Source organism: Actinomadura meyerae (assembly GCF_900188445.1).
In the GTDB taxonomy this organism is placed as follows: Bacteria; Actinomycetota; Actinomycetes; order Streptosporangiales; family Streptosporangiaceae; genus Spirillospora; species Spirillospora meyerae.
Genome location: NZ_FZOR01000037.1, coordinates 53,071 through 64,930, shown reverse-complemented (window position 1 = coordinate 64,930; position 11,860 = coordinate 53,071). Strand labels below are relative to the sequence as shown.

The window sequence follows — 11,860 nt, the reverse complement described above, 5'->3', positions numbered from 1 at the left end:
CAGCGGCCGGTGCGCCGATGGTCAGCGCGCGCCGACAGAGTGCTCCTCATCGAGGCGAGCACCTGATGGAGGACCCTCATGAACGGCACCGGCATGAACGGCACCGGAAAGCGCGGCGAACTGCACATCGACGGCCGGCGGCTGTCCTATCTGGACTTCGGCGGGCCCGGCCGTCCGCTGCTGGCCCTGCACGGCCATCTCTACGAAGGGCGGACGTGGGAGCCGCTCGCCGGGGCACTGGCGCCGGAATGGCGGGTCATCGCACCCGACCAGCGCGGGCACGGCGACTCCGACCGGGCCGCGTCCTACACCCGCGACGACTACGTGGACGACGCGATCGCCCTGCTGGACCACCTGGGAATCGAGCGGGCCGTGACGCTGGGCCACTCCGGTGGCGGCATCACCGCCTACCAGACGGCCGCACGCCACCCGGAGCGCGTGACCGCGATCGTCAACGTCGAGGGCCCGGTCTGCGACCTCGACGACGGCCCGAGCACACTGTCGTTCGTGCTGCCGATGCCCTACACCGCCCCCGACCGGCAATCACTCCTGGACGCCATCGGCCCGCTGGCGCCCATGCTCGGTGACAAGCTCCGCCCCGCGGACGGCGGTGGATGGCGCCTGCCGTTCCATCCGCAGGACACCGTCGTCTCGGAGCAGGCGACGCGCGGCGACCACTGGGCCGACTGGACCGCCACCGACTGCCCCGCCCTGTTCGTCATGGCCCGCGACAGCCAGGTCATCACGGCCGAGGAAGGACGGGAGATCGTCGCCCGGCGCGCCGGCACCCGCCTCGCCGAACTCGATGGCGACCACTTCGTCCACACCACCGACCCGGAGGGGTTCGCCGCCGCCGTCAAGGACTTCCTGGACACCCTCGGCTGAGACCGGACGGGTTCCGCCGTTCTGCGGTCGGCGGAACCGCTGGGGCCGGCGCCGCCGCCGACTTACGATGTGCGCATGGCCGAGACCGTCCGACCGCTCATGCCCGCCGACGAGAAGCCGCGCGATCCCCACGGGACGCCGCACGGTCCGCGCGATCCGCACGGGACGCCGCAGGCGACGCCCGACGGGCCGGCCGGGAGCCGCCCGCCGGCGGAGCCGCTGTGGCGCGACGTGCTCGGCGGCCACCTGCGGCAGCTGCGCCTGGACCGCGGCGAGACGCTGGCCGAGACCGCCCGGCGCGCCGGGGTCTCGCCGCAGTACCTCTCCGAGATCGAGCGCGGGGTCAAGGAGCCGTCGAGCGAGATGATCGCCGCGGTCGCCGGCGCCCTCGACCTGACGCTCGGCGACCTGACGCTCGCGGTCGCGACCAGCCTGCTGGCCGCGCCGGCCGGGCGGGCCCCGGCCGGCCCGACCTGCCAGGCGGCCTACGCGCTGGCCGCGTAAGGCGCCGCACTCGCGGAAGGCGCGGCGCCCGCGTAAGGCGCCGCGCCCGTGCGGGGCGTCACGCCAGGGGGAGCGGCTGCCGTTCCTCGATCACCAGGTCGATGAGGCCGTAGTCCAGCGCGCTCTGCGCGGTGAAGACGCGGTCGCGGTCGGTGTCGGCGCGCAGCGTCGCGGTGTCCTGGCCGGTGTGCCGGGACAGGATCTGCTCGATGTCCGCCCGCACCCGGACGACCTCGTCCGCCTGGAGGATCAGGTCGGGGATCGCCCCGCGGCTCTGCCCGATCGGCTGGTGCAGCACGACGCGCGTGTGCGGCAGCGCGGCCCGCTTGCCGGGGGCGCCCGCGGCCAGGAGCACGGCGCCGACCGCCACGGCCTGCCCCACGCACGTCGTCGCGACCTGCGGGCGGATGTAGCGCAGCGTGTCGTACACCGCCAGCATCGCGCTCGGGTCCCCGCCCTCGCAGTTGATGTACAGCTGGATGTCGCTGTCCGGGCTCTCGGCCTCCAGGTGCAGGAGCTGCGCGACGAGGACGTTCGCCACCCCCGCGTCGATGGCGGTGCCGAGGTAGATGATCCGCTCGGTCAGCAGGTGCGAGTAGACGTCCATGATCCGTTCACCGCGCGGGTGCTGCGCGATGACGTTCGGGATGGTGTAGCTGCTCATCGGGGGGCTCCTTCGGTGGGGACGCGCAGCCCGACGGGACGCGGGCTCGGCGGCGCGATCTCGTCGAACGTGCTGACGATCGAGTCGACGAACCCGTACTCGAGCGCCTCCCGCGCGGTGTACCAGCGGTCGTGCAGCGAGTCCTCGAAGACCCGGTCGAGGGGCTGCCCGGTGTCCTCGGCGATGAGCCCGAGCACCGTGTCGCGGGTGTGCCGCAGGTCGCCCGCCTGAAGTTCGATGTCGACGGCGGCGCCGGCGATCCCGGCGGAGCCCTGGTGCATCAGCACGCGGGCGTGCGGCATGGCGCGGCGCTTGCCCCGGGTACCGGACGACAGCAGGAACTGCCCGGCGCTGTAGGCGATGCCGAGCACCGTCGTGGACACGTCGCACGGGACGAGCCGCATGACGTCGCGGATCGCCAGCATCGACGGCACCGACCCGCCGGGGGAGTGGATCCACAGCGCGATGTCGGCGGACGGGTCCTCGCGCGCCAGGACGATCATCTGGGTGGCCAGCAGGGTGCCGTTGTCGTCGTCGAGCGGACCGTCGAGCACGAGGACGCGCTGCCGGTAGAGCTCGCTCCGCACCCGCTCGTTGAACAACGGGATCTTCTGTTCCTCGCTCATGCCCTCACTCTGCGCCGCCTCCGGCACCGGTGACAGCCGCATCTGCCGTGGGCAGATCTGCTCAGAGCAGCGAGCGAGCCGCGGCGTTCCTCACGTGAGCGGTTCGTAGAACGAGTCGACGGCGGGCTGGCCGGTGTAGTTGGGCCCGGCGTGGTCGTCGGCTCCGAGGTAGCGGTACGGAAACCGCACGTCCCCGCATCCCCGGCGGGAGACGCGGCGGCGAGCGGAGTCGTAGGCGAACCCCTGGGCGCGCAACTGTGCGGTGAGCCGGAGGCCGGTGGACGCGCCGTCCGCGGGACGCACCGAGCGGGCGTCGAAGTTGGCGACGAAGAGGCCGTCGCCGGTGAGCCATGACGCGATGCGGCTCAGGGCGCCGAGCTTGTCGCCCACGTAGTGCAGCCCGTGCACGCAAGTGATCAGGTCGAAGCGGACGCCCGGCGCCCATTCGACCACCGAGCCGGTGACGAAGCGCAGGAACGGAGGGAAGGGGCCCGGCACGAAGAAGTCGACCAGGTCCAGCCCGACGATCTCGACCCGGTCGGCCAGGCCGCGGCCCGCCAGGAGCCGGGCCGCCTCGGCGGGCGCCCGCCCGCTCCCGCAGCACACGTCCAGCCACCGCACGGGCCCGGTCGCACCGGTCCGGCCGTCCAGCTCGGCCAGCACGTCGATGCCGAGTTCCCGGCCGTAGCCGTTGGAGCCGCCGAGGGACCGTTCGCGGTTCATCGCGCAGTTCGCCACGACCGACGAGTTCGCCAGTGCCGCTTCGTCGAGCAAACGCTTCACCCCGATATGGTGCTGCATCACCCCACAAGGTGTCTCTTCCGCCGGTGCGGCGTGCGGCGGGAGGGCCGGCCGTCCAGGGCGGGAGCGTGAGCGGATGATCGGTGACGGAGCCGGCGGCCTTCGGGTCGCGATCGTGGGAGGCGGAATCGGCGGGCTGGCGGCCGCGGCCTTCCTGAGCCGCGAAGGGATCTCCGCCACCGTCTACGAGCAGGCGTCGCGGCTCAGGGAGGTCGGAGCGGGCCTGGTCGTGGCGCCGAACGCGGCCCGGCTGCTGCGCCGGCTCGGCGTGCTGGACGGCTTCGCCGCCCGCGCCGTCCGGCTCGACGTCGGCTGGGAGTTCCGGCGGTGGCGGGACGGCACCGTGCTGTCCGCCGAGGACCTGGCCTCGGCCTGCGAGCGGCTGTACGGGGAGCACACCTACACCGCGCACCGCGCCGACCTGCTGGGCGTCCTGCTGTCGGCCGTTCCCGGCGGAGCCGTGCGCCTCGGCAAGCGGTGCGTCGAGCTGGACGCCGGGGCCGGCGGGCGGCCGGTGCTGCGCTTCGCCGACGGCGAGAGCGTCGAGCCCGACGTCGTGATCGGGGCGGACGGCATCCACTCGATCGTGCGGAGCACGGTCGCCGAGCCCCGGGCCGCGGCCTACTCGGGCATCTGCGCCTTCCGCGCGCTCGTCCCGGCGGAGCGCGCCCCGGCCTTCGCGCGGCGCAACGCCCAGACCCTGTGGATCGGGCCCGGCCACCACCTGGTGCACTACCCCGTCTCCGCCGGGCGGTACGTGAACCTCGTCGCGTTCGCGCCCGCCGGGGACGACGCGGTCGAGTCCTGGACGGCGACGGCGACCGTGGCGGAGTTCCTCGACGAGTTCGACGGCTGGGACCCGAGGCTCACCGCGCTCATCCGAGCGGGCGGGACCCCCGGGCGCTGGGCCCTCCTCGACCGGGCGCCGCTGCCGCGCTGGAGCGAGGGCGCCGTGACCCTCCTGGGCGACGCGGCCCACCCGATGTTCCCCTTCTTCGCGCAGGGCGCCGCCCAGGCCGTCGAGGACGCCGCCGTCCTCGCCCGCTGCCTGGCCGCCGACCCCGGCGACCCGCCCCGGGCCCTGCGGCGGTACGAGCGGCTGCGGATCCCCCGGACCAGCCGCCTCCAGGAGGTCAGCCACGCCCGCTCGCACGTGAACCACCTGCCGGACGGGCCGCGGCAGCGGGCCCGGGACGAATCCTTCGCCGGCGCCGACCCCCTGGTGGCCAACGGCTGGATCTACGGCTACGACCCCGACGACGCCCTGGCGGAGACGGCGGACGCGTGAGGGCGGCCGTCAGGTGCGGGCGATGGAGAGGGTCTGCGGCGCGGTGAACTCCAGGAGGCCCGCGATGCCGCCCTCCCGGCCGTAGCCGCTCTGGCCGAACCCGCCGAAGGGCACCTCGGGCGAGTTGGGGGCGCCGTTGTTGATCCCGATGATGCCGATCTGGAGCCGCGCGGCGAGCGCGGCCGCGGCGGCCACGTCGGTGCCGCAGACGTACCCGCCGAGCCCGAAGCCCCAGCCGTTGACCTCCGCGACCAGCGCGTCCTCGTCGGAGTAGGGGCGGACGCCGACGACCGGGCCGAAGATCTCGTCCGTCCAGACGGGCAGGTCGCCCGGATCGGCGACGACGGCGGGGGCGACGAAGTGGCCGGCCTTGGGGACGTCGCCGCCCTGCCGGACGTCGGCTCCGGCGGCGCGCGCCTTCGCCACCAGCCCGTTCAGGCGCTCCACGTGCGAGGCGTCGATCACCGGGCCGAGGTCGGTCCCGTCCTCGCGGGGGTCGCCGAGGCGCAGCGCGAGGGACCGCTCGGTGAACGCGGCGAGGAACGCCTCGTAGCGGCTCTCGTGGACGAAGACGTTGTTGGCGGCGATGCAGGACGCGCCGTTGTTGCGGTACTTCGCCACCAGGAGGGCCTCCACGGCGGCGTCCAGGTCGGCGTCGGCGCGCACGATGAACGGCGCCCTGCCGCCGAGTTCCAGCAGCGGCTTGGTGAGCGTCGCGGCGGCGCGCCCCGCGACCAGCTTGCCGACCCGGGTGGAGCCGGTGAAGCTGACGGCGGCCACCCGCGGGTCGTCCAGCAGCGCGTTGGTCACCTCCGTCCCGTCCCCCGCGACGGTGGTCAGCGCCCCGGCGGGCAGCAAGGTTTCGAGGATCTCGGCGAACCGCAGGCCGGACAGCGGCGTCAGCTCCGACGGCTTGAGGACGGTCGCGCATCCGGCCGCGAGCGCGGCGCCGACCTTGCGGGCGGGGATCGACAGCGGGAAGTTCCACGGGGTCACCGCCGCCACCACGCCCAGCGGCCGGGGCTCGATGGCGAACCGCCGCGCGGCGGTCTGCCGCAGCTCCCCCTGCGGGGCCACGGCGGCGTCGGCGAACCAGTCCAGGAACGCGGCGGAGAACCCCACCTCGGCCTGGGCCTCGGCCAGCCGCTTCCCGCTCTCCCGGGTGACCAGCAGCGCCAGTTCGGCGGCGGTATCGGGGGCGCGGAGCGCGTCCGCGGCGGTCCTCAGCGCGCGCGCCCGCTCGGCAGGGGGTGTCGCCGCCCAGCCCGGTTGGGCCGCCGCCGCGGCGTCCACGGCCGCGCGTGCGTCGGACGCGTCGGCCGCCGTGATCGCGCCGAACGGCTCGCCGTCGCGGGGGTCGACCACCTCCAGGCGGACGCCCCCGCCGACGGAGCCGCCGCCGAAGCGGGCGCCGGGTACCAGGGATGAGCTCATGGATATCCGTCTCCTTGCGTGTGTTCGAGATGTCGGGGGCGTCCGGTCGGGTCGGGCGTCGGTCAGGTCGCGGTCCAGCGGGCGGAGTGGACGGTGTGGTCCGCCACCTGCTCCTCGTCGATCGCGAGGCCGAGCCCGGGTCCGGAGGGGACGCGCAGCAGCCCGTCCGATACCTCCGGCGGCGGTGCGGCGAGCCGGGTGCGCAGCGGGTCGTCCCGCACGTCCAGCTCGACCCATGTGGCGCCGACCGCCGCGGCGACATGGGCGGACGCCGTGAGGCCGAGCGCGCCCGAGTAGCAGTGCGGGCTGAACCCGGTGCCGCCGGCGGCCGCCGCGCGCCCGACCTCCAGCGCGGTGGTGACGCCGCCGTTCTTGGCGGCGTCGGGCTGGATGAGCGCGACGGCGGGGGAGGACGCGTAGCGGGTGAACGCGTCGAGCGTGTACACGTTCTCCCCGGTCGCGAGCGGCAGCCCGGTCTCGGCGTGCACCCGTTCGAGGTCGGCGAGGGCGTTGCCGTCCACCGGCTCCTCGCACCACTGGACGCCCTGGTCGCGGAGCGCCGCGCACCTCCGGACGGCCTCCTCCACCGGCCACGCCTGGTTGGCGTCCGCGAAGAGCGCGACGCCGTCGCCGGCCGCGGCGCGGGCGGCGCGGACGATCGCCGCGTCCCGTTCCGCGCCGAAGCCGATCTTGACCTTCAGCGCCCGGAAGCCCCGGGCCGCGGCCCGCTCGGCGAGCTCCTCGACGCGGTCGGGGCCGATCCCGCTGGCATAGGCGGGCACCGTGCGGGACGGCGCACCGGACGGCCCGGCGAGCAGGTCGGCGAGCGGGCGGCCCGCGGCCTTGCCCGCCAGGTCCCACAGCGCCATGTCGACCCCGCTGATCGCCTGCCAGACCGGGCCGGGGGCGCCCCACTGCCGTCCCAGCGGAAGGAGCCGCCGGGACAGGACGCGCCGCAGCTCGCCGATGCCCGCGGCGTCCGCGCCGAGCAGCAGCGGGACGACGCCCTCGGCGAAGGTGGCGACGCGCTCCCGCCAGGCCCAGGCGGGATGGTTCACCCAGCTCTCCCCGACGCCGACCAGGTCGCCGGAGCGGATCTCGATCACGCAGGCGCGCCGGCGGGCCAGCGCCGCGAACGACATCCGCACCGGCTCGCGCAGCGGGACCTCGAAGACCCTGACCCGGATCTCGTCGATCGGCAGCTTGCCTGCCGGCGGTTCGTCGATGGGCGGGGCGGTCATGCGGGCGCCGACGGGGACTCGGCGGCGGCCAGCGCGGTGTAGAGGAGGTGGACGGCACCGGTGTCCTCGCCGCCGAGGCCCTTGAGCAGGGCGAGCCGGTTGACCTGGTCGACGGCCGTCGCGATGAAGGCGGGGCACCCGCTCGCCCGCGCCAGTTCGAGCGCCAGCCGGTTGTCCTTCTCCAGCAGCCCGAGCGCGAACGCCGGCGCGTGGTCGCCCGCGACGATCTTCGGTGCGAGCTCGCGGAACAGGTTGCTCACCGTCGCGGCCCCGGAGTCGGCGACGGTGCGCGCGAACACCTCCGGGTCGACCCCGGCCAGCCGCGCGATCGCCAGGGCCTCGGCGGTGACCGCGTTGATCGCGCCGAACATCAGGTTGTTCAGCAGCTTGACCACGCTGCCCGCGCCGACGTCCCCGATGCGGACGACGGCGCGCGCGATCGTCTTCTCCAGCAGCGGCCGGACGCGTTCGACCGCGTCCGGGTCGCCGCCGGCCGTGAGCGTCCAGTTCCCGCACTTGTCGGGACGGCCGAGGACGGGCGCGTCCAGGTACACCGCGCCCGCCGACGCGACGGACCGCGCCGCCGCCCGCGCGCTGTCCGGGTCGATGGTGGAGATGTCCACCACCACGCTGCCCGGCCGGAGGCGGTGCGCCAGGACGTCCGCCGCGAGACCGGTCACGTCGGCGGGGCCGGGCAGCGAGAGGACCAGCACGCCGGCCCGCTCGGCGACCTCGCCCGCGCTCCCCGCAGGCACCACCCCGGACTCGGCGGCCTCGGCGAGCCGGGCCTCCGAGAGGTCGTGGCCGTGGACGGGACCGGCCGAGGCGAGCCGGGCCGCCACCCGGCCGCCCATCGCGCCCAGCCCGATCACTCCGGCGGTCGTGGTCGGCGTCGGCCCGGTCACCGCGCCTCCTCGTACGCGCTCAGGAAGATCTGCGGGTCGAAGTAGGAGGACGGCTCCTTGTACTCCGGCAGCCCGCCCAGCTCGACGAACGTGCGGGTGGTCCGGCCGAGCCAGCCCGCGGCGGTGCCGTCGCGGTAGTGGGCCGCCCACTGCTCGCCGGTGAACGTCTTCTCGAATCCGAAGTCGTGCTTGATCTGCTCGAACGGCGCGTCGTTGCGGTACGCCTGCTCGTGCACCTTGCGCAGGCTGCCGTCCGGGTCGCCGACCAGCGTGTCGTTGACCTCCAGCCAGGCGGCGGCGATCTTCTTGAGGGTGTCCTTGTCCTTGTCGTAAAAGGAGTTGCGGGCGACCCAGCCGCCGGGGATGGCGGCCTGCGGGTAGTACTTGCCGGCCGAGGTGAGCAGCCTGGCGCCGGGGAGGTTCTTCTTCACCTGCAGGTCGAACGGCACCCACAGCGCGACGGCGGGCACGGCGCCGCTGATGAACGCGTTGACGGCGGCGGGCATGGGGGAGTTGACGATCGACACCTTCCCCGGGTCGATCTTCTCGGTCTTCAGCGCGTTGTGCAGGAAGACGTGCGCGGTCGTGCCCTGCGTCGTGGCGACCTTCTTGCCCGCCAGGTCGGCGAGCGAGCCGATCCCGGAGTCCTCGCGGACCCACAGCTGCGCGGTGTCGTACTCGATGTCGTTCAGCAGGAACACCTTGCCCTGCCCCCGCGCCGGGAAGTTGGCCGCGACCGCGCCCATGACGGCGACGTCGATGGACCCTCCCGACAGGGCCTGGCTCTCGGCGATGCCGGTGTCGAACTTGACCGGCTCCAGCTTCAGGCCGTGCTTCTGGAACGTTCCGTTGACCTGCCCCAGCCACAGGTGCGTGTCGACCGCGACGGTGTGCAGGTAGCCGACCTTGACGACCTTCAGGCCGTCCGCGTCCTCGCCGCCGCCCTCTCCGTCGCTCTCCAGGGCGCAGCCCGCGACCGCGAGCAGGACGGCGAGCAGGGGCGCGAGCACCGGCGCGACGAGCGGCGCGCGCCGCCGTCTCCGGGCATTGATGATCATGAGGGGGTTCCTTTCGGGACGGTCGGGGACTGCGACCGCAGCACGCCTTCCAGGTGGCGGCGCAGCTCGATGAACTCGGGGGTGAGCCTGGTCTCGGCGGTCCGCGGCATGTCGATGCCGACCTCCACCACCTCGCAGACCCGGGACGGCCGGGCCGACATGACCACGACCCGGTGGGACAGGAAGATCGCCTCCTCGACGGAGTGCGTGATCAGCAGCACCGTCTTGCGCTCCGCGAGCTGCGTGCCGTGCAGCAGTTCCTGCATGAACTCGCGGGTCTGCGCGTCGAGGGCGGCGAACGGCTCGTCCATCAGCAGCACGTCGGGGTCGGGGGCGTAGGCGCGGGCGATCGCCACGCGCTGCCGCATCCCGCCCGACAGCTCCTTGGGGTAGGCCCGCTCGAAGCCGGTCAGGCCCATCAGCTCGATGTAGCGGGCGACGATGCCGGCGTGCTCGGAGCGCGGGATGCGGCAGGCGTCCAGCCGCAGGCCGAACGCGATGTTGTCGGCGACGGTGAGCCACGGGAAGATCGCGTACTGCTGGAACACCACGCCGCGGGCCGCGCTCGGCCCGGTCACCTCGGCGCCGCCGGACCGGACGCTGCCGCCGTCCGGCGACTCGAACCCGGCGGCCATGTTGAGCAGCGTCGACTTCCCGCAGCCGGACGGCCCGATCACCGAGACGAACTCGCTCTCCCGGACGGCGAAGTCGACGCCGTCCAGGACCCGGAGCGCGTCGCCGCGGCCGCTGAAGGACTTGCGCACCTCCCGGAAGGCCAGCGCCTCGCGGTCCACGTGCTCCTCCTTGGAACGTTCCTCCGGACCGGGCCGGACAGGTCCGCCGCTCATGCGCCCGTCCTTTCCTGCCACCGGGTCGCCCGGCGCATCAGGGCCCGCAGCGCACGGTCCATCACCAGCGCGACGATCCCGATCAGGGTGATGCCGACGTACACGTCGTCGATCTTGAAGAAGCTGCCCGCGTTCTGGATCACCGCGCCGAGCCCGCGCTGCGCCGCGACCAGCTCGGCGGCCACGAGCGTCGCCCACGACACTCCGAGCGCCACCCGGACCGCGACCAGGAACTGCGGGACGGCCAGCGGCAGCACGCAGCGGGTGAACACCTCGACCCGGTTGGCGCCGAGCGAGCGCGCGGCCTTGACGTAGAGCGGGTCGATCGCGGCGATGCCCTCCTGCACGACGATGACCGCGGTGAAGAACGAGGCGTACACCAGCACCGAGATGCGGGCCGGCTCGCCGATCCCGAAGTACACGACGACCAGCGGGATCAGCGCGATCGGCGGCAGCGCGCGGAAGAACCCGATGAGCGGTTCCAGGATCGCGCGCAGCGGCCGGTACCAGGCCAGCAGGAAGCCCGCCGGCACCGCCGCGGCCGTGCCGATCGCCACGCCGAGGAACACCCGGGTGACGCTGACCCGGACGTCCAGCAGCAGCCCTTGGTCGGTGATGCCGCGCCATGCCGCGCGGACCACCTCGTCCGGACGCGGCAGAAGCCCGTCGGCGACCACGCCCGACCCGTGCAGGGCGTACCAGGCCGCGATCAGCAGTGCGAAACCGGCCGCGCCGTAGCCCGCGCGCTCCAGCGACGCTCGGAGGCGTCGCCGTCCGGGTCCGCCGCGTGGCCGCTGTTCGGGCGCGGGCGCGCGCGCCGTCGTGGTGGATGTCATCGTGCCCCTCCCCGGGTGACGGTGAAGTCGTCGGTCGATCGCCCGCCGCTGGGGGCGTCCCCGGCGGGGACGGAGTCCGCGATGCTCTGCCGGAGCCGGACGATGTGCGCGCGGGCCTCCGCCTCCGCGCGGCCGGTGTCGCGCGCCCGGAGCGCCGCGAGGATTCGCTCGTGCTCGCCGAGAGCCTGCGGCATGCCCCCCGGTGAGCGGCGGGTGGTGTCCATGGCGATCCGGACCTGCGCCTGAAGCCGGTCCAGCGGTTCCAGTAGCCGCCCGTTCCCCGCCGCCCGCCGGACGGCCCGGTGGAACGCCTGGTCGAGCTCCATGTGCCGGTCCACGTCCCCGTCCTCGATGGCCGCGCGGTGACCGGCGACCAGCGCGTCCAGTTCGTCCAGCGCCGCCGCGCCGATCCGCGCGGCGGCGAGCCGGGCGGCCAGGCCCTCCAGCACCTCGCGCAGCTCGTAGATCTCCAGCAGGTCCGCCGGGGTGATCCGGGCGACCACGGCGCCCTTGCGCGGGACGAAGGTGGCGAGGCCCTCGCCCGCGATGCGGGCGATCGCCTCGCGGGCCGGGCTGCGGCTGACCCCGAGCCGCCGCGCGACCGCCGGAACCGACAGCCGCGTGCCGGGCGGCACCCGCCGCTGCAGGATCGCCTCGCGCAACCGCAGGTACGCCTGGTCGGCCAGCGCGGCCCCCGCGTCGACGGGCGGCATCTCGGGGAGTCGGGAGAAGTCGGGCTGCACGGGACCTCGCAGTGGGGGGCGCAGTGG

Annotated in this window: 13 protein-coding genes; 3 read left to right on the top strand and 10 right to left on the bottom strand. The window is 74.4% G+C overall.

Features of this window, described 5'->3' with window-relative positions; translation table 11 throughout:
• Positions 1-78 precede the first annotated feature (78 nt).
• Positions 79-885 (top strand): alpha/beta fold hydrolase, encoded by an 807-nt coding sequence (locus CHF16_RS30050; RefSeq protein ID WP_089329520.1) that lies wholly within the window; start codon positions 79-81, stop codon positions 883-885.
• A gap of 75 nt (positions 886-960) precedes the next feature.
• Positions 961-1,389, top strand: coding sequence for a helix-turn-helix domain-containing protein (locus CHF16_RS30045; RefSeq protein WP_245869525.1), 429 nt, complete (start codon positions 961-963; stop codon positions 1,387-1,389).
• 58 nt (positions 1,390-1,447) lie between these two features.
• On the opposite strand, the gene CHF16_RS30040 is transcribed toward CHF16_RS30045, so the two are convergent.
• The 3 genes from CHF16_RS30040 to CHF16_RS30030 all read right to left on the bottom strand — a co-directional run bounded on the left by CHF16_RS30040 (position 1,448) and on the right by CHF16_RS30030 (position 3,462).
• Entirely contained in the window at positions 1,448-2,053 is a 606-nt protein-coding gene (locus CHF16_RS30040) for a ClpP family protease (RefSeq protein WP_089329519.1), read from the bottom strand.
• On the bottom strand, positions 2,050-2,679 hold the full coding sequence (locus CHF16_RS30035) for a ClpP family protease (protein WP_089329518.1): 630 nt from the start codon (positions 2,677-2,679) through the stop codon (positions 2,050-2,052). The genes CHF16_RS30040 and CHF16_RS30035 overlap by 4 nt, the downstream gene beginning before the upstream one ends.
• A 90-nt stretch (positions 2,680-2,769) precedes the next feature.
• Positions 2,770-3,462: a class I SAM-dependent methyltransferase gene (locus CHF16_RS30030; protein WP_245869523.1), complete on the bottom strand. Its 693-nt coding sequence runs from the start codon at positions 3,460-3,462 to the stop codon at positions 2,770-2,772.
• Positions 3,463-3,556: 94 nt separating this feature from the next.
• Between CHF16_RS30030 and CHF16_RS30025 the strand changes: the two genes are divergently transcribed.
• Positions 3,557-4,768 (top strand): FAD-dependent monooxygenase, encoded by a 1,212-nt coding sequence (locus CHF16_RS30025; RefSeq protein ID WP_089329516.1) that lies wholly within the window; start codon positions 3,557-3,559, stop codon positions 4,766-4,768.
• Between the two features lie 9 nt (positions 4,769-4,777).
• Here CHF16_RS30025 and CHF16_RS30020 read toward each other — a convergent pair whose 3' ends face one another.
• From CHF16_RS30020 to CHF16_RS29990, 7 genes are all read right to left on the bottom strand, one after another.
• On the bottom strand, positions 4,778-6,202 hold the full coding sequence (locus tag CHF16_RS30020) for an aldehyde dehydrogenase family protein (protein WP_089329515.1): 1,425 nt from the start codon (positions 6,200-6,202) through the stop codon (positions 4,778-4,780).
• 62 nt (positions 6,203-6,264) lie between these two features.
• A complete protein-coding gene (locus CHF16_RS30015; protein WP_089329514.1) occupies positions 6,265-7,443 on the bottom strand; it encodes a mandelate racemase/muconate lactonizing enzyme family protein in 1,179 nt (392 codons plus the stop codon).
• The gene (locus CHF16_RS30010) at positions 7,440-8,348 is read right to left on the bottom strand and encodes an NAD(P)-dependent oxidoreductase (RefSeq protein ID WP_089329513.1); all 909 of its coding nucleotides are present in this window, start codon (positions 8,346-8,348) and stop codon (positions 7,440-7,442) included. Before CHF16_RS30010 ends, CHF16_RS30015 begins: the two co-directional genes overlap by 4 nt.
• Complete coding sequence (locus CHF16_RS30005) at positions 8,345-9,406, bottom strand: ABC transporter substrate-binding protein (RefSeq protein ID WP_089329512.1); 1,062 nt, start codon at positions 9,404-9,406, stop codon at positions 8,345-8,347. Before CHF16_RS30005 ends, CHF16_RS30010 begins: the two co-directional genes overlap by 4 nt.
• Positions 9,403-10,254 (bottom strand): ABC transporter ATP-binding protein, encoded by an 852-nt coding sequence (locus CHF16_RS30000; RefSeq protein WP_089329511.1) that lies wholly within the window; start codon positions 10,252-10,254, stop codon positions 9,403-9,405. Before CHF16_RS30000 ends, CHF16_RS30005 begins: the two co-directional genes overlap by 4 nt.
• Positions 10,251-11,090, bottom strand: a complete 840-nt coding sequence (locus tag CHF16_RS29995) for an ABC transporter permease (RefSeq protein ID WP_089329510.1) — start codon at positions 11,088-11,090, stop codon at positions 10,251-10,253. The genes CHF16_RS30000 and CHF16_RS29995 overlap by 4 nt, the downstream gene beginning before the upstream one ends.
• Complete coding sequence (locus tag CHF16_RS29990) at positions 11,087-11,833, bottom strand: GntR family transcriptional regulator (RefSeq protein ID WP_179271763.1); 747 nt, start codon at positions 11,831-11,833, stop codon at positions 11,087-11,089. The genes CHF16_RS29995 and CHF16_RS29990 overlap by 4 nt, the downstream gene beginning before the upstream one ends.
• Positions 11,834-11,860 lie beyond the last annotated feature (27 nt).